16 protein-coding genes are annotated in these 20,389 nt (G+C 61.6%); 5 read left to right on the forward strand and 11 right to left on the reverse strand.

What is annotated here, in order from left to right; genetic code table 11:
• The first annotated feature begins 189 nt into the window (after positions 1-189).
• Together AN189_RS08365 and AN189_RS08370 are read left to right on the forward strand one after the other, a co-directional pair.
• Entirely contained in the window at positions 190-2,046 is a 1,857-nt protein-coding gene (locus AN189_RS08365; RefSeq protein ID WP_056033923.1) for a sigma-54-dependent Fis family transcriptional regulator, read from the forward strand.
• A gap of 165 nt (positions 2,047-2,211) precedes the next feature.
• Positions 2,212-3,693 (forward strand): fused MFS/spermidine synthase, encoded by a 1,482-nt coding sequence (locus tag AN189_RS08370; RefSeq protein WP_157057428.1) that lies wholly within the window; start codon positions 2,212-2,214, stop codon positions 3,691-3,693.
• Positions 3,694-3,802: 109 nt separating this feature from the next.
• On the opposite strand, the gene proB is transcribed toward AN189_RS08370, so the two are convergent.
• On the reverse strand, positions 3,803-4,963 hold the full coding sequence (proB, locus tag AN189_RS08375; protein WP_056033925.1) for a glutamate 5-kinase: 1,161 nt from the start codon (positions 4,961-4,963) through the stop codon (positions 3,803-3,805).
• 273 nt (positions 4,964-5,236) lie between these two features.
• Between proB and AN189_RS08380 the strand changes: the two genes are divergently transcribed.
• A complete protein-coding gene (locus AN189_RS08380) occupies positions 5,237-6,016 on the forward strand; it encodes a pyrroline-5-carboxylate reductase (protein ID WP_056034285.1) in 780 nt (259 codons plus the stop codon).
• A 36-nt stretch (positions 6,017-6,052) separates the two neighbouring features.
• Positions 6,053-7,333, forward strand: a complete 1,281-nt coding sequence (locus AN189_RS08385; RefSeq protein WP_083484320.1) for a glutamate-5-semialdehyde dehydrogenase — start codon at positions 6,053-6,055, stop codon at positions 7,331-7,333.
• A gap of 123 nt (positions 7,334-7,456) precedes the next feature.
• On the opposite strand, the gene AN189_RS08390 is transcribed toward AN189_RS08385, so the two are convergent.
• From AN189_RS08390 to AN189_RS08430, 9 genes are all read right to left on the reverse strand, one after another.
• The gene (locus tag AN189_RS08390) at positions 7,457-8,509 is read right to left on the reverse strand and encodes a sugar phosphate isomerase/epimerase (protein WP_056033928.1); all 1,053 of its coding nucleotides are present in this window, start codon (positions 8,507-8,509) and stop codon (positions 7,457-7,459) included.
• Positions 8,506-10,116, reverse strand: a complete 1,611-nt coding sequence (locus AN189_RS08395) for a glycoside hydrolase family 43 protein (protein ID WP_056033931.1) — start codon at positions 10,114-10,116, stop codon at positions 8,506-8,508. The genes AN189_RS08390 and AN189_RS08395 overlap by 4 nt, the downstream gene beginning before the upstream one ends.
• A complete protein-coding gene (locus tag AN189_RS08400) occupies positions 10,113-11,252 on the reverse strand; it encodes a Gfo/Idh/MocA family protein (protein WP_056033934.1) in 1,140 nt (379 codons plus the stop codon). Before AN189_RS08400 ends, AN189_RS08395 begins: the two co-directional genes overlap by 4 nt.
• Positions 11,253-11,263: 11 nt before the next feature.
• Positions 11,264-12,007: a sugar phosphate isomerase/epimerase gene (locus tag AN189_RS08405; protein ID WP_056033938.1), complete on the reverse strand. Its 744-nt coding sequence runs from the start codon at positions 12,005-12,007 to the stop codon at positions 11,264-11,266.
• Between the two features lie 11 nt (positions 12,008-12,018).
• Positions 12,019-14,400: a glycoside hydrolase family 2 protein gene (locus AN189_RS08410; protein WP_056033941.1), complete on the reverse strand. Its 2,382-nt coding sequence runs from the start codon at positions 14,398-14,400 to the stop codon at positions 12,019-12,021.
• Positions 14,400-15,488, reverse strand: a complete 1,089-nt coding sequence (locus tag AN189_RS08415; RefSeq protein WP_056034290.1) for an ABC transporter ATP-binding protein — start codon at positions 15,486-15,488, stop codon at positions 14,400-14,402. Before AN189_RS08415 ends, AN189_RS08410 begins: the two co-directional genes overlap by 1 nt.
• A 4-nt stretch (positions 15,489-15,492) precedes the next feature.
• Positions 15,493-16,437 carry a carbohydrate ABC transporter permease gene (locus tag AN189_RS08420; RefSeq protein WP_056033943.1) on the reverse strand — a complete coding sequence of 315 codons (945 nt, stop codon included), beginning with the start codon at positions 16,435-16,437 and terminating at the stop codon, positions 15,493-15,495.
• Entirely contained in the window at positions 16,430-17,359 is a 930-nt protein-coding gene (locus AN189_RS08425) for a carbohydrate ABC transporter permease (protein WP_056034293.1), read from the reverse strand. Before AN189_RS08425 ends, AN189_RS08420 begins: the two co-directional genes overlap by 8 nt.
• Before the next feature lie 91 nt (positions 17,360-17,450).
• On the reverse strand, positions 17,451-18,680 hold the full coding sequence (locus AN189_RS08430) for an ABC transporter substrate-binding protein (RefSeq protein ID WP_056033947.1): 1,230 nt from the start codon (positions 18,678-18,680) through the stop codon (positions 17,451-17,453).
• A 169-nt stretch (positions 18,681-18,849) separates the two neighbouring features.
• Between AN189_RS08430 and AN189_RS08435 the strand changes: the two genes are divergently transcribed.
• Positions 18,850-19,878: a LacI family transcriptional regulator gene (locus AN189_RS08435; RefSeq protein WP_056033949.1), complete on the forward strand. Its 1,029-nt coding sequence runs from the start codon at positions 18,850-18,852 to the stop codon at positions 19,876-19,878.
• A gap of 121 nt (positions 19,879-19,999) precedes the next feature.
• On the opposite strand, the gene AN189_RS18760 is transcribed toward AN189_RS08435, so the two are convergent.
• Complete coding sequence (locus AN189_RS18760; RefSeq protein WP_083484335.1) at positions 20,000-20,200, reverse strand: integrase core domain-containing protein; 201 nt, start codon at positions 20,198-20,200, stop codon at positions 20,000-20,002.
• Positions 20,201-20,389 lie beyond the last annotated feature (189 nt).

A 20,389-nucleotide genomic window follows, 5' to 3' on the forward strand; every position in this document is an offset into this window, starting at 1 on the left:
TGCTGGTGATTTGCCTCATGGTGACAGCGGGACCGGACCAGTTGAAGCAACGCACAAAATTTAGGTGCACTGATTTTTAAGTTTATTCGTAATGTGTTAACGAAATTCACCTGCGGGAATACTTACGATATTTCGTAAATTACGAAATATCGTATTGCGTTTGATCGCGTTTGTCCCTCGCATGACCGGATGCAGACCACAGACAGCCCACACGATTCCCTGCTGGCCGGTGCCTTTGGCCCGACGCTTGTGATTGACCTCGCACAGGACCGTATCCTTGCCGCCACCCCCGAAGCGGTCGCGCTGTTGGGTGACCCCGCGCTGGTGGGGACGCATTTCGCGCGTTTCATCGCGTCAGGTCTGGATACATTTGTCGTCTTTATCGCCGAGGTTCAGCACCGCCAAACGGCATGGACGCGCCGCGTGTCCCTGCAAAACGCAGGCGGTGATCCACTGCTGTGCGAGGTGACCGGGCGGGCCCTGCGCCACGATGGCAGGGATATGCTGTTGTTGCATGCGCTGGATCTGGGCGCGCTAGACCAACATGCAGCAGAGGTCGCCGCCGGAAATTTCTACCAGGGCGGGCTGATGGAATGGCAGCGCGCCCAAAGTTTCTTTGCCGATCTGGAACGTGAAAACCAGTTGATCCTGAATGCCGCAGGCGAAGGCATCTACGGCGTCAATGCCGATGGCAAGACGACATTCGTGAACCGCGCAGCCCAGGAAATGCTGGGGTGGACCACCGAAGACCTGCTGGGTCACGACATCCATGCGAAAATCCACCATCACCACCTGAACGGCGACCGCTATCCGTCCCATGAATGTCCGATCTACCAGTCGTTCCGGTTCGAACAGGTCAACCGTATCGAGGACGAGGTGTTCTGGCGCAAGGACGGCAAGCCGATCCGCGTCGAATATGTCTCGACCCCGATTTATGACGGCCCGCAGCTGGTCGGGGCGGTCGTGATCTTTCGCGACATCACGGAACGCTGGGAAAACGAACGCAAACTGCGCGACGCGATGGAACAGGTCGCGGCCCTGCGCGACCAGCTGGAAGAGGAAAACGCCTACCTGCAAGAGGCGATCAGCATCGAACGCGCGCACCACGACATCATCGGGCGTTCGGATGCCATTCGCCGGATCATCACGCAGATCGAACTCGTGGCGCCGACCGACACGACAGTCTTCATCCGCGGCGAAAGCGGCGTGGGCAAATCGCTGGTGGCCTCGGCCATTCACAAGGCCAGCCCGCGCAAACGGCGGCCCATGATCCATTTCAAGGCCGGGGCAATCACGCCCGAAAAAGTGGAAAGCGAATTGTTCGGCCAGATGCGCGGGGCCTTTGAGGGCGCGCTCAAGGATCGCCCCGGCAAACTGGAACTGGCCCATGGCGGCACATTGTTCATCGAGGAAATCGCGGACATCCCCGTGGAACTGCAAGGGCATCTGCTGGATGCCCTGCAGAACCGGCAGGTTGTGCGTCTGGGCGATGATCGCACCCGCAGTCTGGACCTGCGCGTCATCGCATCCACCAACCGCGATGTGGACCGCGAGGTGCAGGCAGGCCGCCTGCGGCAGGACCTGCTGTTGCACCTTGGGGTCTTTCCCATCCTGTGCCCGCCCCTGCGCGACCGGCCAGAGGACATACCGATCCTGACAGCGCACCTGCTGCGGCTGGTCTGCAAGAGACTGGGCCGCAAGGTGCCGGTCGTGACCGAAGGTGCCATGCGCAAGCTGCAACACTATCACTGGCCCGGAAATGTCCGTGAACTGGCAAATGTGATCGAACGCGGTGCCATCGTGTCGCAGGCGGACAAGCTGCAAATCGAAATCCAGAGTCAGATCGCCCCCGGTGCCCTGCCAAGATCCACCTTGCTGACCGAGGCAGAGGTCGAACACCTGCGCCGGGCCAACATCATCGCCTGCATGAAAGAGGCCGGCGGGCGGGTGTCGGGCGCACAGGGTGCCGCGGCCTTGTTGGGGATCAAGCCCACAACACTGTATTCACGGCTGAAAAAACTAGGCCTCAAGGAAGATGACTGGTAGCGGGTCGGGAAATGTCGGGCCGGTCTGTCCGCAGGTCCTGAAATGACCCTGCATGCCGATGCGACGTCTGACCGACGACTCAGGGTACGAAATCACGGCAGCAGATAGGCCAGCCCGTGAATTCCGGGCAAAGCCCGCTAGTTCAGCACGTGGTGCGGGGCGATCATGCCGGTCCGCACGCCAAAGATCGCCAAGGAGACCGCCATCCGCTTTTCAGTCACTATCGCCCTCATCCTGGTCCTGTCCGCGCTGGGACTGACCTACGAGATCGCGGCAGGCCGCGTTCTGGCCCCCTATTTCGGCACATCCCTGCTGACCTGGACAACCGTGATCGCGACGGTTCTGGGTGGGTTTTCGCTGGGTAGCGCCCTTGGCGGGATCGTGGCGGAACGGCCGCGCGACGTCGCCTTGCGCAATGTGCGCGGCGCGCTGGTGGCGACCGCCGTGCTTATGGCGGCATCGCCGACGCTGCTCTCGATGGTCTATGCCTGGGGTGCGCGCGGCACGGGGGGCATGTTTTTCAGCGTGCTGATCGTGTTCTTTCCAGCCTCGGTTCTGGTCACACTGACTTCTCCGCTGCTTGCCAAGCTTGCGATGGAAGCGCGGCCGGGCCGAGAGGGATCGTCACTGGGTTTCGTGCTGGCCGCGGGGTCCGTCGGGGCCATTTTCGGTGCCATCCTCGCCGGTTTCGTCACCTTGCCCCTTATTGGGTCGACGGCGACCTTTGCCGCTTGCGGTGTGATCGCCCTGCTCTGCCTGCCGTGGGTGCGCGGCGGCGCTGCCGGCGACACGGGTGTCACCCTCGCTGCTGCGGGTTTCGTAGGTTTTGCCGGCCTGGCGGGTTCCCCGGCCTGCCAGTACGAATCCGGCCTGTCCTGCCTGACCGTCGTCCAGCGCGGTGACGCGGTTCAACTGGTGTCCGACGGCACCATGCAAGCCGCCGAACAACGCACGCCGGCCCAAGGGTCGGACGGCACTGTCGGGCTTGCGCTGGATTACACCCAATGGCTTTGGGATCGGATGGACCGCGATCTGGGGTCCGATGCATCCGTGCTGTTTGTCGGTGGCGGTGGCTATACCCTGCCGACCAAACTGCTTGCCACGCGACCGCAATCGCATGCGACAGCCGTCGAAATTGATCCATTGGTCACCGATGTCGTGCGACGGCACATGCCCCGTGCCGCCGACATGATCGCGCAGACCGGATATGACGCGTCACAAGACGGTGCCGACGGTCGGCTGGGCATCATTCACGCCGACGGGCGCATCTACCTGAACGAGACCGATCAGCGCTTTGATGCGGTGGTGATGGATGCGTTTTCGTCCGGTTCGGTTCCCGCGCATCTGGTCACGCGCGAGGCATTCGCCCGTCTGCGCGACATCGTCGATGGCCCGGTTTACGTCAACCTGCTGGACCGGCCCGACGGTCCGCTTGCTCGCGGTGTCAACGCGATCCTCAAGGAGATCTACCCTCAGGTTCAGGCCGTACAGGGCGAGGTCTATGCCTCGGGCCGCGCCAACATCCTGTTCGCAGCGTCGCTGCAACCGTTGACACCGCTGGACAGCCTGCCGGACGGCTACGGCGCGACCCGCATTTCCGACGCGCGCGCCTTTACCGATGACCGCGGATGGGTCGGACACCGGTAAGTCGCGCAACCGGCACGCCCCTGCAGGCGACGGCCGCCAACTCCGCCAAGTTCCGTATCAACCGGGGCAACCCGACCAGCCGGGTCTGCCCCTTTTGAAGGCCGCGTCCCTAGGCTGGAACCACGACCTTTGGGTCCTCTGCCGGCGCGTCCAAGGGCAGGTGATTTTCGGCCAGAACCAGCAGGTTCTCGATCCCGATCACGTCACTTTGCGTCTTGTAGCCAATCAGATCCTCGACGGCCATGTCGCTGTGCCGGGCCATCAGCATCGTCTCTTCGGACGAAAAGTTGGTCAGCCCGCGCGCGACCTCTGCCCCGCTTTCGTCATAGACGTGCAGGACGTCACCCTTGGTGAAATCACCCTGAATGGACAGGATGTCATGACGTGACACCCCGCAATCACCCGCGACCACGGCCGCCGCGACATTGTCAGGCACCACCAGCGTTCCCGACACCTGCAACCGATTGCTGAGCCAGACCATCAACGGCGATGCCGCCTTGCCAGTCACACGGCAGCGGGTGAAACGCCGCTCGTTCGCCAGGACAGAGGAAATCGGCCGTTCGATGATCCCCTCGGCGATGATCGTCTCAACCCCTGCGTTCTGGGCCATGTTCGCCGCCTGCATCTTGGTCAGCATACCACCACTGCCCAGCGCGCTGATCGCGGTCGTTGAATCCAGATGTTCGCTGACATCGTCGATCTCGGCGATGAACTGCGCGCCGGGTTCCGCCGGATTACGGTCATACAGGCCGTCCACGCTGGTCAGGATGACCAGCAGATCGGCGTCGACCATCTGGGCCACCTTGGCTGACAGGCGGTCGTTGTCGCCCACGCGCAGGTCACGGGTGGCCACGGAATCGTTTTCATTGATGATCGGCAGGATGTCGTTTTCGAACAACCGCAGCATCGTGTTCTTGATGTTCAAAAACCGTCGACGTTCTTCCATGTCGCCGACCGAAACCAGCATTTGCGCGACGTCCATGTTATGTTCTGACGCGATCTGCCGGTAGGCGTTCATCAGCAGCGGCTGGCCACATGCAGCGGCCGCCTGCTTGTCCAGAATGCCCGCATCCTCGGGCCGTTTGCCCACCATGTTGAGGCCCAGCGCCACCGATCCTGACGATGTCAGAATGACGTCGTGGCCCTCTTTCTTGAGGCGCGCCAGATCGCTGAGCAGGCCGTTGATGAACGCGTAGCGCAGGGTGAGGTTTTCGTCATTGGCCAGCAGGCTTGATCCGATCTTGACGACGATTTTCTTGTTCTTCGGCATGGGTGCCTCCGGTAATTTCCTGTTTTGACTGGCAAAATACCGATCGGTTTGCGTCGCGTGACGCAGCCCTGTAGCACTGCCAACTCAATGATTCGCCGACGTGTAACACGGACTGGCCCCCCTAGCGCAAACAGGTTGCCGGGCGGGGCGGCGGGTTGGCAGGCCAGCGCCACCAGCGCGGCAAGCGCCGATTTCCCGGCGCTGCAAGGCCCGCGATGCTGCATTGCAGCGCCCGCGGACCGCGGCCCGAAGGCAAGCATGAGGGAGACGAAGATGAACATACTTTTGATCGGCTGCGGCAAGATGGGCGGCGCCATGCTGCGACAGTGGGTGCGCCAGGGTGAACACAGCTTTACGGTCGCAGATCCGGCCGCAGACGACCTGCCCGGTGGCGTGCGCCATGTGTCAAAAGCGACAGATTTGCCGTCACAATCCTTTGACGTCGTGATGATCGCGATCAAGCCGCAGGCCATCGCTGACGTTCTGCCGGATTACGCGCATGCGCTGAGGGAGAACGGCACTTTCGTGTCCATCGCGGCGGGCACCAGCGTCGCCTCACTACAAAACGTTGTGGGCGATGCGGCCATCGTGCGCGTCATGCCGAATATGGCGGCACTGGTCGGGATGGGCGTGTCGGGGCTCTATGCCAACGCCCGGTGCACAGCCGAACAGACCCGCCAGATCGTGGCGCTGATCGACCAGACCGGGACCTGCATTCCCGTCGACAGCGAAGACAGGATCGACCGTCTGACCGCCGTCAGCGGCAGCGGGCCGGGCTATGTGTTCGAGATCTTGCGCAGCTATGTCGCCGCCGCCGAAGAACTTGGCTTTGACCACGACACCGCCCGCACGCTGGTTCTTGACACGCTCTCCGGCACGGTCGAAGCCGCACGCCAGTCGGACCAGACGCTCGCGGCGCTGCGCAATTCTGTCACCAGCAAGAACGGCACCACGCAGGCCGGTCTGTCTGCACTCATGCGTGACGGTCAGCTGGACGCCCTTTTCCAGGACACACTGCAATCCGCTTATGCGCGGGCCGTCGAACTCAAGTAATTTGAAGCGGTCAGATGACCGCAGAAAGGATGCAAGATGAACACCATGCACCCCGATCCGAAAACCACTAACATCACCGCCGTCATCGATGACCTTGGCCGCCGGGCCAAGGCAGCGGCGCGCGACCTGGCAATGGCCAGCACCCAAGACCGCAACCGCGCCTTGACCGAGGCAGCAGCGGCCCTGCGCGCCGCGACGGACGATATTCTGGCCGCGAATGCCAAGGACCTCGACAGCATCGCAGGCAGCGACAAGGACGCGGCATTCGTCGACCGGCTGACCCTGACAGACGACCGCGTCGCGGCAATGGCCGATGCACTGGACGCGATTGCAGCACAGGACGATCCGCTAGGCCGGACGCTGGCCACCTTTGACCGCCCGAACGGGCTGAAAATCGACCGCGTCAGCGTGCCCATCGGCGTGATCGCGATGATCTATGAATCGCGCCCCAACGTCGGGTCCGACGCCGGTGCGCTTTGCATCAAGTCGGGCAATGCCGTGATCCTGCGCGGCGGATCGGAAAGCCTGCATTCCTCGCGTGTGATCGTCGATTGTCTGGCCCGCGGACTGGTGGCGGCAGGCCTGCCGCGGGACGCCGTGCAGCTGGTCGACACGCGCGACCGTGCCGCGGTCAAGGCGCTGCTGCACAGCATCGACACTGTCGATCTTGCCATTCCGCGCGGCGGCCGTGGCCTTGTGTCGCTGGTCCAGCGCGAGGCGCGCGTGCCGACCCTGCTGCATCTGGACGGCAACAACCACACCTATGTCCATGAAAGTGCCGACCTCGAAAAGGCGATCGGCCTTGTCCGGAACGCCAAGATGCGCCGCACCGGCATTTGCGGTGCCACGGAATGCGTGGTCGTCGATGCAGCCATCGCAGACACCTTTTTGCCCAAGCTGGCCGCCGCGATGCCGGACTGCGAACTGCGCGGCGATGATCCTGCACGGCGCATCCTGCCTGACATCACCCCTGCAAGTGATGACGACTGGCACACCGAATACCTCAGCAACATCATGTCCGTCAGGGTTGTCGATGACGCGGCAGAGGGGATCGCCTTTGTTCAGGGGCATTCATCGGGGCATACGGATGCCATCGTGGCCGAGGACAAGGCGACAGCGCGACGCTTCATGGCGGCAGTCGATTCCGCCGTGGTGATGCACAATGCCTCGACGCAGTTTTCCGACGGCGGTGAATTCGGCATGGGTGCCGAAATCGGAATCGCGACGGGCAAAATGCACGCCCGCGGCCCCGTTGGCGCAGAACAGCTGACCAGCTTCAAATACCTTGTCTTTGGTGATGGTCAGCAGAGGGACTAGAAACCTCTGCCGCCCGGTTGCGGTGGCTGTCTATGGTTGCCACCGCTGATGATGCGCACCTGCCCTGCGTCCTGTGTTGGGCCATGCAGGCTTGATCGGGGCGCAGACAGGACTGGACCTGTGTTACAGGCCCAGCATCCGCTTGTTCATCGCGTCATCCGTGCCGCCTGCGGCGAAATCGTCAAAAGCATGCGGCGTGACCCGGATGATATGGTCACGCACGAATTGCGCCCCTTCGCGTGCACCATCCTCGGGATGTTTCAGCGCACATTCCCATTCCACCACGGCCCAGCCGTCGAAATCATTGGCCGCCATCTTGGAAAACACGGCCCCGAAATCGACCTGACCGTCGCCCAGTGACCGGAACCGGCCAGCGCGGTCCACCCAAGACTGGTATCCGCCATAGACGCCCTGCCGACCGGTTGGATTGAATTCTGCGTCCTTGACGTGGAACATGCCGATCACGTCGCGGTAGATGTCGATGTTGTCCAGATAGTCGAGACACTGAAGGACATAGTGCGACGGGTCATACAGCATCTTGGCCCGCGCGTGGTTTTTCACCCGTTCCAGAAACATTTCGAACGTCACGCCGTCGTGCAGGTCCTCGCCCGGATGGATTTCATAGCACAGATCGACGCCGCAACCGTCCGCATGATCCAGAATGGGCCGCCATCGTGCCGCGAGTTCATCGAACGCCGCCTCGACCAGCCCTGCCGGGCGCTGTGGCCAGGGATAGACATAGGGCCAGGCCAGCGCGCCGGAAAAGGTCGCCTGCGCCGTCAGGCCCAGTCTGGCGGATGCATCCAGCGCCTTTTTCACCTGATCCACCGCCCAGACCTGCCGCGCCTTGGGGTCGCCATGAACGGACGGTGTGGCAAAACCGTCAAAGCCCAGATCATAGGCAGGATGGACCGCGACCAGCTGCCCCTGAAGGTGGGTGGACAGTTCCGTGACCGTGATACCGTTGTCGGCGGCCTGACCTTTCCATTCGTCGCAGTAGGTCTGACTTGTCGCAGCCTTGTCCAGATCAATCAGACGGGTGTCCCAACTGGGGACCTGCACACCGTCATAGCCGACCTCCCTGGCCCATTTGGTGATGCTGTCCCAACTGTCGAAGGGGGCTTCGTCACTTGCAAATTGCGCCAGAAACAGCGCCGGTCCCTTGATCGTTTTCAACGGTCATCTCCCTTGGTGCGGTCAAACTCTTGGGGCGTGTAGGCGAACCGCGTGAACCGCGCCTCGGCCCCCATGCCGGTGATGTCATAGGCCATCATGCCGACGAACGCGCCCGTAAATGACGCATGTTCCCCCTGCGCACCTTCGTCCGAGATATGCGAGGCATCGCGCGGTGGGCCCAGCGGTTGCGCACCCTCGCCGGTATCAAAGTAAAACTGCTGATGCGCACCCGCGACCTGCACCGACAGCGTGACGGGGCCATCAGGGATCGGCACCGGCGCGATCGGATGATCCAACGCGCCCGCAGGCCAGTCCCCGTTGCAAGAGATCAGCGTCAGGCACCGCTGACCGTCCTCGAACGTGATGAAAGCGCCGTGGAATTTGTGCCGGTTGTAGTAGGTGATCAGGCCCGCGCCCTGCTGATAGGACTGGGGCGTGAAATCAAGCGTGGTTTCCGCCGTATAGGCCGGGTCCTCTTGCCTGCGCGCGACAAGGGATTGTTCAAACCAGCTTCCGATGCTTTCGCGGCCCGTCAGGACCAGCGCACCATCGGCGATGCGGAACAGACGGTCAGGCCGTGGGGTGCGCAGCCATTGGAATTCGGGCGGCAGGCTGTCGAAGCGGTCGTGGACCATCGCCCCGCGCGGATTTTGCGCGACCTCGACCTCCACGGTTTCCGGCGGCAGCAGGCTCCCGTTTTCCAGATACAGCCAGTCGTCGCGCCAGACGCAGCGGGCAATCCCCGTCTCGCGGCCCGTGGCGCAGAAAGGCTTGCCATCATGCATGACGGGTCGGCCCATCAGATAGGTATGCCATGCCGTGCCGTCCGGTGCCGCGACATACTGGCCGTGGCCTGCCCGCTGGATCGGATGTTCCGGCACGCCCTTGGTCGAGATGACGTGTTTGTCCGGGTGATCCTCATACGGGCCGTCGATCTGGCGGGACCGGGACAGGGTGACAGCGTGGTCATATCCCGTGCCGCCCTCTGCCGTGGTCAGGTAATACCAGCCGTTGCGTTTGAACAGATGCGGTGCCTCTGTCAGGCCACGGTCAGTGCCGTGGTAGATATTCGTCACGGGGCCGAACAGCCCGCGTGCAGGTGACCATTCCTGCAACAGGATACCATCGAAACGGTCGTTTGCAGGGTTCACGCCTGACCCGGCCTGACGGTGGTTCCACTGCATGTTCACGAACCATTTGCGGCCGTCGTCATCGTGGAACAGCGATGGATCGAACCCGCTGGAATTCACATACCAAGGGTCGGACCAGTCGCCGTCGATCGTCCCACAAGTGGTGATGTAATTGTGGGCGTCCTTCCAGTCGCCCTCCAGCCGTTTGACATCGGTGTAGACCAGCCAGAACCGCTTGTCCGCGTAGGACAGACAAGGGGCCCAGATACCGCAACTGTCGGGATTGCCGCGCATGTCCAGCAGGGCCGCGCGGTTCAACGGCCGCGCCATCAGCGTCCAGTTCACCAGATCGCGGCTGTGGTGGATTTGCACGCCGGGATACCATTCGAATGTCGAGGTCGCGATGTAGTAATCATCGCCGACGCGGCAGATCGACGGGTCGGCGTTAAAGCCGGGCAGGATCGGATTGCGGATCATGGCGCGTCCGCCAGCAATGCGCGTGCGTCGTCGGGGGACAGGGCCGCGGGACGGTCGCAGGTGGTGGCCATGTCGATGAATTTGCCGGTTTCGCCCGATTTCAGGATGCTGGTCATCACGTCCGTCACATGCACCGCCAGGTCGAGGGCGCAGCGATGCGGGCGGTCCGCCATGATCGCGGCAGCCATATCAGCCAGACCCGCCGTGCGGTAATTGGCGCGGGGGTCCTTGCCGTCCAACTCCCAGTTCACTTGGCCGAACGGATGATCCCAGACCGGCACTTCGGTGATCGTGCCGGCGGCGTCGGATTGTTCCAGCGCGCCACCAAAGTGGTTGGGGTCCGGCACGAACAGCGAACCATCAGTGCCGTAAAGCTCCATGTTCGCATGGCGGTGCGCCTTGACGTCCCAGCTGACGTTCAAAGTGATCGCGGCCCCGTTTTCAAATTCCAGCAACGCATGAATCGTCGTGGGCGTCTGCACCGGGATGGTTTCACCTGCACGTGGCTGCGACGTGATCGTCCGTTCGGTCTGGGCAGAGGTTGCGAGTGCGCCGACCCTTTTGACCGGGCCGATCAGCTGCACAAGGTTCGTGATGTAATACGGCCCCATGTCCAGCACCGGACCGCCACCGGGCTTGAAGAAAAAATCAGGGTTGGGATGCCACATTTCCATCCCCGGCCCCATGAAGTGGGCTGTGCCGGAAGTGATCCGCCCAATGCCGCCGTCATCGATGATCTGCCGCGCCTGTTGGTGCGCACCGCCAAGAAACGTATCCGGGGCGGACCCGATGCGCAGACCCTTGGCCGCTGCCAGATCCGTCAGCGATTTGCCCTGTTTCAGCGTCAGCACCAGCGGCTTTTCGGTATAGGCATGTTTGCCCGCGTCCAGAATGCGCTTGGTGACGTCATAGTGCGCATCGGGGATTGTCAGGTTGACGATGATGTCGATGTCGTCGGACGCCAGCAGGTCGGTCACGGTCCGCGCCTTGACCCCGAATTCAGCAGCCCGCGCAAGGGCTACCTCCTCGTTCATGTCGGACACCGCGACAAAGCGGATGTCCTTGAAGGTCGGCGCAAGGCCCAGGTAGGCGGCAGAGATATTGCCGCAGCCGATCAGACCGATGTTCATGGTCATGGGAAGTATCCTTACAGCGAATTCATGTAGGTCAGCGCGCGTTCGGCGAACCGTTGGTCAGAGGATGGCTTGTCGTGTTCCATGATGAACAGATCGCAGCCAGCGGCCTTGAGTGCCGCAAAATGCGCGGGCCAATCCAGCGTGCCGTGACCGGCATCCGCCCAACCGTCCTCGTCCGCGTTTTCGCCGGCGGGCGCGCGGTCCTTGACGTGGGCAGAGATCAGCCGGTCGCCGTATTGGTCGATGACGCTGCCCGGATCGGTGCCTGCAACGGCAGCCCAGGCAACGTCGAATTCAAAACCAACAGCAGGATCGGCCAGTATCAGATCGATGGGGCGTTCGCCTGTGGGCAGCGCCATGAATTCGAAATCATGGTTGTGCCAGCCAAATTCGAAACCATCGTCCTGCAAGGGTTTGCCCGCCGCGGCCAGACGCTTGCCGAAATCGTCCCAGCCTGCTGCATCGGTGGGGCGATCGTCGGGCATCAGGAACGGCACGACGATCTTGTTGATCCCCAGACCGCGAGCGATGCGTGTGACCTCTGCGCGGTTATTTTCGACCAGATCAAAGGCGAAATGGCCCGACGGCATCGTCAGCCCGGTGTCGGCCATCGCCTTGCGGGTGGCGTCGAGGTCCTCATACACGGGGCCATAGCCTTCGACGTGGGCGTAGCCCAGATCGGCCAGCATTTTCAGCGTATCGGCCAGCGGGCCAAAGTTTCGCGAGCTGTAGAGTTGGTAGGAAAATCCGGTCATGTCGGGGCCTTTCAGGAATGATACGTCGCGCTGTGCAGGTCGCGCAGCGTGAATGATGGGGTGATGTCGGGGTTGGCCGGGGTGAACCGCAGGGTCGCGGTATGGCCGGGGCCAAGGTGAATTGCGTTGCGGTCAAACCGACCGGGGGTATCGGCCTCTGCCGTGACGAAAAATGCCATGGCCTGCGCCGTGATGGACAGGACCCAAATGTCGCCGTCGCGGCTGGTCTGACAATTCAGGCGGGCGGGCAGCAGGTCATAGGCCTTGTAGGGTTTCGGGGCAAAGACATCGCCGCCCTTGCTGCCGTCGCTGGCCGTCCAGCCGAACGACAGCATCTCTTGCGGTTTCAGATCGCTGGCCTTGATGCGCAGCAATTGTGTTGCATGGTCATCGACCTGAGCAGCCCCCTGCCCCAGTTCGCGCGCTGTCCCGTCCATCGCGCAGGCATGGGCCGTGATCGACAGGTCCAATGGACTGCCGGTGTCGTTGATCCCGCGCAGCACGAGGTCGTCACCGTCCGGCATCACGACAACGGTGACGGGGGCGTAGAAATCGCGGCTCAGATGGTGAAGCACCTTCCATCCGCCGCCATAATCAAGCGAAGCCCATGAACACACGGGCCATGTGTCATTGAGCTGCCATATCAACGTGCCCATGCAATGTGGTTTCAGCCCGCGCCAGTGGGTGACAGCGGTCTTGATCGCCAGCGCCTGCTGCACCTGAGAGACATAGACGAAATTCTCGAAATCCACGGGAAAGCGGAAATAGCGGAACATGGTTTCCGCGATGCGCGCGTTGCCGCCAGCGTTTTTCTGATGCGCCTCCATCACCGGGGCGGCGATGTTGAAATCGGCGGGGTCTGCGAATTGGCGGATCACGTCCATCGACGGATAGCTTTGGAACCCGAATTCGGAACAGAACCGGGGCGACACGTCGCGGTAGTGGTCGAAATCGCGGCCTTCGTGCCAGACCGACCAGAAATGCATGTCACCGCTGCTGTCATCGTGCCACGCATCCCCGAACGACAGCGGCCCGGTCGATGGGCTGGATGGCCACCAGTTGGCAGCGGGATCGGTATCGCGCAGCGCGTCCTCGATACAGCGGTTCAAGCGGTCGTAATTCACCAGATAGCGGTCGCGGTCGTCGATGCTGACGTCATACCAGGTCAGTGCGCCGACCAGTTCATTGTCGCCGCACCACAGCGCCAGACAGGCGTGATGATGCATCCGCGCGACGTTGTCGTGAACCTCGGCTCGCACCTCGGCCAAATAGGCCGCATCGGATGGATAGAGGTTGCAGGCGAACATGAAATCCTGCCAGACCAGCAAGCCCATTTCGTCGCAAGCATCATAAAAGCTGTCAGGCTCGTACCGTCCACCGCCCCAGATGCGGATCATGTTCATGTTGGCGTCGACTGCGGATTGCAGCAGGTCGCGCGTCTTGGCGTCGGTGATCCGGCCCGGCAGCGCATCGGCGGGGATCCAGTTGGCCCCCTTGCAAAAGATGCAGCGCCCGTTGACCCGGATCTTGAACCCAAGCCCTGCGGCGTCGGGTTCAGTCACCAACTCCATCCTGCGCAGGCCGATGCGGCGGTGTGCCGTGGCGGCCCCTGCCGTGACGCACAGATCATAAAGCGGCTGGCCACCCTGCCCGGCAGGCCACCAAAGCTGCGGGTCGTCGATCCGAACCGTTACTTCGGCAAAACCATCGTCAGTCTCGGCGGTCAGAACCTGCCCGTCCAGTTCAACCGTGACCGGGCCCGCGTGATTGCTGGTGTGGACGCCCACCGTGACGGTCACGCCGTCGCCGTGATCCTGCGCGATGGCCAGCCGGTCGATGCGCGGCGCGGCACTGGGTTCCAGCCGCAGCGCGCCATAGACACCAGAGGTCGCCAGCGCGATGTTCCAGTCCCAGCCGAAATCGCAGGCCGGTTTGCGCAGAAAGTTTCCGTAGGGGATCGGGCAGTTCTTTGACCACGGCACAGCAAAGGGATGCGCGTCCGATAGGGCCTTGCCCGCCGCGACTGGCGAATGGAAGGTGATCGCGATCTCGTTGGTCCCGACCCGCGCCACATGGCCCAGCGCAACGCGGTAGCTGCGAAATGCGTTCGCGGCCTCCAGCACCACCGTCCCGTTCACTCGTATCGTTGCCACGGTATCGAGTTCCGAAATCACCAGATCGACATCGGTATCGTCCAGCGTGAACGCTTTATGGGCCGTCCAGTCCTGTTCGCAAATCCAGCGCAGATCGTATTCGTTCTGACCTGCATAGGGATCGGGGATCGCACCCGCGGTGTGCAGCGCCGTCACGATGTCACCCGGCAGGGTCATCGGAACGGCATGCCCGCCATCGACGGATTGCAGGGTCCAGCTGCCAGACAGGTCGCGTGGCATTACAGACGCGCCTCTGTTTCCTTGTCAAAGAGTGATGCAGCACCGGGATCGATCCCGATCATCAACCTGTCACCGGCCCTGACCTGTGCCTGGCCGTCCATGCGCACCCGCATGGTCTGTCCGCCAAAGGCGCAGTGCACCAGCGTATCGGACCCCATCGGTTCCACCAGATCGGCTATGACCTCTGCCTTGTAGGGCGCGGAACGCAGGTTGTCGCCCGTCATGACGTGTTCCGGGCGGATGCCGATGATTGCGGGCCGAACGGACGCGGGCCGCTGGGCAAATTCATAGGTGCCGAGTGGCAAATCGTGATCGGGAATGCGGATCACGTCACCCTCGACCGTGCCGTCAAAGAACGTCATCGATGGCGATCCGATGAAATCCGCCACATACAGGTTCTGCGGTTTGCCATAGATTTCGGCGGGGGTTCCCAGCTGCATGATCTTGCCGCCTTTCATGATCGCGATGCGATCAGCCAGCGTCATCGCCTCGACCTGATCGTGGGTAACATAGATCATCGTGTTTTGCAGGTTGTTGTGCAGCCGTTTCAGTTCCACGCGCAGATCGGCGCGCAGTTTTGCATCCAGATTGGACAGCGGTTCGTCGAACAGGAAAACCTCGACATCGCGCACCAGCGCCCGACCGATGGCGACCCGCTGGCGCTGACCGCCGGACAGCGCACCCGGCTTGCGTTTCAACAAGGGTTCGATTTGCAGAATTTCGGCCGCACGCGCCACGCGTTTGGCGATCTCGGCCTTGGGCACCCGTGCATTGCGCAGGCCAAACGTCAGGTTCCCCTCGACCGTCATCTGCGGATACAGCGCATAACTTTGAAACACCATGCCTATGCCGCGTTCGCTGGGTTCGGCCCAGGTCACGTTGCGGCCCTTGATCCAGATCTGGCCGTCGGTCGGTTCCAAGAGGCCCGCGATGACATTCAGCAGCGTGGATTTCCCACAGCCGGACGACCCCAGCAGCACCAGAAATTCACCATCACCAATATCGAGGTTCAGGTTTTGCAGCACCTTGACCGCGCCAAACGACAGGTCGAGGTTCTTGATCGAAACAGACGGATTGAGAAGGGTCACCAGATTATCCTTTGACAGCACCCGCAGCGATGCCGCGCACGAAAAGTTTGCCGGACGCGAAGTAGATCACGAGCGGGACGAGACCGGTCAGCAAGGTCGCTGCCATGTTGACGTTGTATTCCTTGACCCCCTGAACGGAGTTGACGATGTTGTTCAGCTGCACCGTCATCGGGTAGCGCTCTGGGGACGAGGTGAACGTCACCCCGAACAGGAAATCGTTCCAGATACCTGTCACCTGAATGATGAGAGCGACCACAAAGATCGGCAGCGACATCGGCAACATGATCCGAAAGAAGATCGCCCAGAACCCGGCACCGTCGACACGGGCGGCCTTGAACAACTCCTCCGGGATGGACGCGAAATAATTGCGGAACAGCAGCGTGTTGATCGGCATGCCGAACGCCACGTGCACCAGAACAAGTCCCGTCAACGACCCATACAGCCCCGCCTCGCGCAGCATGATGACGATGGGGTACAGCATCACCTGATACGGGATGAACGCGCCGATCATCAGCAGTGTGAAAAACACCTCGGACCCGCGGAATTTCCACATCGACAGCGCGTAGCCGTTCACCGACGCGATGGCGACCGACAGGATCACGGACGGGATCAGGATCTGAAACGAATTCCAGAACCCACGCGACAGGCCGTCACAGTTGATGCCGGTGCAGGCTTCTTGCCAGGCCTTGACCCAAGGCTGAAACGTCACTTCGAGCGGTGGGGCAAAGATATTGCCGACACGGATTTCGGGCATCCCCTTCAGAGATGTGACGATCATCACATAAAGCGGCAGCGCATAGTAAAGGGCGACCACAAACAGCGTGCCGTAGATGATGATGTTGCTGCGGCTGAACCGCCGGACTGGTTTGGGCCCGCGCGGGCTGTCCAGCAGTGCAGTGACCGGCTGCTCCGCCGCCTTGGTCGCAGCTAAAATACCAACATCAGCCATGCTTTTTGCCCCCGAATTCCAGATAGGCCCACGGGATCAGAATGATCACGACCATCACCAACATCATGGTCGAGGCAGCAAAGCCCTGACCCAGATTCTGACCGCCGAACATGGCGGTCATCACGTATTTCGCCGGAACCTCTGAACTGATGCCCGGCCCGCCAGAGGTCTGCGCCACCACCAGATCATAGAGTTTCACGATCCCCGCACCGATCAGAACCAAAGAGGTGACGAACACCGGCCGCATCATCGGGATGATTACGCGGATGTAGGTTTTCACGGTGCCGATGCCGTCGACGCGGGCGGCCTTCCAGATGTCCTCGTCGATGCCGCGCAGGCCCGCCAGCATGATGCACATGATCAACCCGGTTCCCTGCCACAGACCTGCGATCAGCAGACCGAACATCACGATGTCGGGGTTGTTCAACGGGTCGAAACTGAACCCCGTCCATCCCATCTCCCGCACGACGTTCTGCAGGCCCAGTTCAGGGTTCAGGATCCATTGCCACACCAGCCCCGTGACGATGAACGACAGTGCAAAAGGATAGAGGAAAATGGACCGGAACACCGCCTCGCCCCGGATCTTGCGATCCAGCAGTGCGGCGAGCGTAAAGCCGATGACAAGCGTCCCGATCAGGCTGAAAAACCCGTAGATCGCGAGGTTTTCGATCGACACGATCCATTTGCGGCTGGACCACAGGCGTTCGTATTGATCGAGGCCAGCCCACGACAGGCGCGGCAGCAGCCCGGATTTCGTGAACGAGTAGATCACCGTCCATATCGTTCCGCCCAAAAAGACGACGACGGCCGTAAAAATCAGCGGTAGCATCGCAATCTTTGACGGCAGATTGCGGAAAAGACGCGACGGACGGCGCGCTGCGGCGCGATCCCCGGCATCGGGGCGGCTGTCAGAAATGGTCATGATGTGCCCCCAGGGGTCGTTGGCATCGCGAAATGGCCGCATGGCCGGAAATGCGAACGGACGGCACAAGGGCCGTCCGTTCCACGACGCTTTATTCAGCGGATGCGATGATGTCGGAATATTGCTCCTGAACCTCTGCCGGAGTCATGGCAGGGGTATTCCAGAATTCGGTCATCAGGTCGTTCAGCTGGCTGATCGTGTCGGGCGCAAGAAAGGATTCCCCGTTGGGCACGATGTTGCCATTGGCCAGCAGGTCCAGACCCTTTTGCGTGCACTCGTTCACGGATGTCAGATCGACGTCACCACGGACCGGCAGCGATCCCTTGGCAGAGTTGAAGGACACCTGAACTTCGGGGCTCAGCAGCATGGCGGCCAGTTCCTTTTGTCCGGCCTCGATTTCGGGGTCATCCTGCTTGGGGAAATAAAACGCATCGCCGCCCGTATCCAGGATCGCGACCTCGCCCAGACCCGGCAGGCAGGAATAATCCTCACCTGCTACTTCGCCTGCCATGGCGAATTCACCCTGCGCCCAGTCGCCCATGATCTGCGCACCGGCCGTGTCGTTGATCACGGCGGCCGTGGCCTGGTTCCAGTCCTGCACGTTCAGACCGTCGGAAAATACGCGGGCCGCGCCAAATGCCTCGAACACGCGGGTGTATTCCGGTCCCATGACGGTTTCCGCATTCTTGTCGCGGTTGACCGACAGCCAGGCCTCTTCACCAGCCAGTGCCAGCGCCATGACGCCAAAAGCACCGTTTTGCTGCCAGGACTGTCCACCCATCGCCAGCGGCGTCAGACCCGCCTCTTGCAGCGCGGGCGCGCTCTCGGCGAATTCGGTCCAGGTGGTTGGCACGGCTAAACCGGCGTTTTCATAGGCGGCGTTCGACAGCCACATCCACTGCCAGGAATGGATGTTCACCGGCGCGCAATAAATGCGACCATCGACGGTGCAGGCGTCCAGTAGCGACGACGGGTTCACGATGTCGGCCCAACCTTCGGCCTCGGCCACATCGGTGAGGTCGAGCAACAGACCCGCCTCGATCAGTTCTTCTGCCTGACGCCCGTGATTGAACTGGAACGCGGCGGGTGGATCGCCGCCGATGATCCGGCTGACCATGACGGGACGCGCGGTGTCGCCGCCACCAGCGATAGCACCGTCAACCCATGTGTTGCCGGTCGCCGTCCATGCCTCTGCAAACTTGGCGACAGCATTGGCTTCACCGCCGGATGTCCACCAATGCATCACCTCAAGGTCGACTGCGCCAGCGGTGGTTGCCGCGCAAATCGCAGTGGCCGAAAGTAGTTTTATTCTTAGCTTCACGATCTTCTCCTCCCAGAATCTAAATCGTTATAGAAAGGCTAACCTGAAGTTGTTTGCGCAAACAAGACTATTTTTTTTGGTCAACAAAATTTACAATTTGTCGCACAAACACCTTGCGCCAGATTGCGTTTTTATTGATCGGCACACAGGGGATCGAAGGGGGATCGATATGGACGACGCCACGCGACCACGGCAGCGCGCACCGACGCTCAAGACCATTGCCGGGCTGACCGACCTCGCGGTGCCGACCGTGTCCCGCGCCCTGTCCGGCGCATTGGACATCAGCGAAGAGACCCGCGCGCGCGTCCGCGCAGTTGCCGACGAAATCGGTTATGTGCCCAATCGTGCGGGCGTGCGTTTGCGCACCGGACGGACGCATGTGATCTCGCTCGTGATGTCGACGGAACACGACATCATGAACCATACAGCCAAGCTGATCTCTTCGGTGTCTGCCGGACTGCGCAACACACCGTTCCACCTGATCATCACGCCTTATTTCCCAGACGAGGACCCGATGAAGCCGATCCGCTACATCGTGGAAAGCCGGTCAGCCGATGCCGTCATCTTCAATCAGATCCAGCCGCAGGACCCGCGCGTGCGCTACCTGCTGGATCGCAAGTTTCCCTTTGCCACGCATGGTCGGTCGAACTGGGCCAAGGACCACGCCTGGTTCGATTTCGACAATTTCGCCTATGGTCGGATCGCCGTCGAAACCCTGGCCACCCGCGGCAGGCGTCGTCTGATGCTGGTCCCGCCACCTGATGAACAATCCTACGGCCAGGAAATGATCGCGGGGTGCAGCGACACGGCACGCAGGCTGGGGATCGATTTGCAGATCGTTGTCGGCTTCGACAGCGACTCTGCGATCGAGGATGTCCAGCGCGGCGTGTCAGATTTGCTGAATCGCCAACCTGCACCTGACGGCATCATCACCGGATCCACCAATTCCGCGCTCGGTACGGGGGCCGCGCTGCGCAACAACGGTATCGCCATCGGCCGCGACATCGATGTTTTCACCAAGGAAGCGATGGTATTCCTGCGCCGGGTCTGGCCCGAAATCCTGACAGTGTCGGAAAATGTCGTGGCCGCCGGTGACTTTCTGGCGCATGCGGCCATCGCACAGGTCACCCACCCAAAGGGCGACCTGATGCAAAAACTCGACATACCGACCTGGCCGCACGAGAACGAGACAAGCTGACCTTTGCCCGCGCCAATCGTCTCGAACAATTCGCGCACCGCCCGGATCGGCAGGTTCCGCTGGCCTGCCCCCATCGAGTGGTCCGGTTTGAATGTTGATGCAGGGTCGGTCTCTGGTCTATTCAGGCGATGCTTTCGGTTGCCGGTGGACGGTATCCCAGAGCGCTGTGCGATCTGACCGTGTCGTAGCGGCGGTGCCACTTCTCGATCAGGATCTCGGCCTCGCGCAGCGCGTAGAAGACCTCGGCATTCAGAAAATCGTCTCGGAACCTGGCATCGAGGCATTTACAGCAGCCGTTTTTCCAGGGTGATCGCGTTGCGATGAACGCCGCCTTGCCGACCTTAAGATAGAATGACCACGCCGCGGCGCCGTTCCACCAAAGCGGTCATGCGCACGTCGCGCAGCATGGTCCGACGGTAGACGTCGGCAGGCCTGTTCAACGCTTTTCCGGCATCTGCGGGCTCAAGCCGGACCTTCGCCGCAAGTTTGCAATTTATGCTAAACCTGCGAC

Source organism: Loktanella sp. 3ANDIMAR09, from assembly GCF_001420005.1.
Taxonomy (GTDB): domain Bacteria; phylum Pseudomonadota; class Alphaproteobacteria; order Rhodobacterales; family Rhodobacteraceae; genus Loktanella.

Coding starts and splice junctions, on each gene's coding strand:
- AN189_RS08405 (WP_056033938.1), bottom strand. CDS start 12,007: ATGACCGGATTTTCCTACCAACTCTACAGCTCGCGAAACTTTGGCCCG.
- AN189_RS08400 (WP_056033934.1), bottom strand. CDS start 11,252: ATGACCATGAACATCGGTCTGATCGGCTGCGGCAATATCTCTGCCGCC.
- AN189_RS08370 (WP_157057428.1), top strand. CDS start 2,212: ATGCCGGTCCGCACGCCAAAGATCGCCAAGGAGACCGCCATCCGCTTT.
- AN189_RS08365 (WP_056033923.1), top strand. CDS start 190: ATGCAGACCACAGACAGCCCACACGATTCCCTGCTGGCCGGTGCCTTT.
- AN189_RS08410 (WP_056033941.1), bottom strand. CDS start 14,400: ATGCCACGCGACCTGTCTGGCAGCTGGACCCTGCAATCCGTCGATGGC.
- AN189_RS08385 (WP_083484320.1), top strand. CDS start 6,053: ATGAACACCATGCACCCCGATCCGAAAACCACTAACATCACCGCCGTC.
- AN189_RS08425 (WP_056034293.1), bottom strand. CDS start 17,359: ATGACCATTTCTGACAGCCGCCCCGATGCCGGGGATCGCGCCGCAGCG.
- AN189_RS08435 (WP_056033949.1), top strand. CDS start 18,850: ATGGACGACGCCACGCGACCACGGCAGCGCGCACCGACGCTCAAGACC.
- AN189_RS08395 (WP_056033931.1), bottom strand. CDS start 10,116: ATGATCCGCAATCCGATCCTGCCCGGCTTTAACGCCGACCCGTCGATC.
- proB (WP_056033925.1), bottom strand. CDS start 4,963: ATGCCGAAGAACAAGAAAATCGTCGTCAAGATCGGATCAAGCCTGCTG.
- AN189_RS08380 (WP_056034285.1), top strand. CDS start 5,237: ATGAACATACTTTTGATCGGCTGCGGCAAGATGGGCGGCGCCATGCTG.
- AN189_RS08420 (WP_056033943.1), bottom strand. CDS start 16,437: ATGGCTGATGTTGGTATTTTAGCTGCGACCAAGGCGGCGGAGCAGCCG.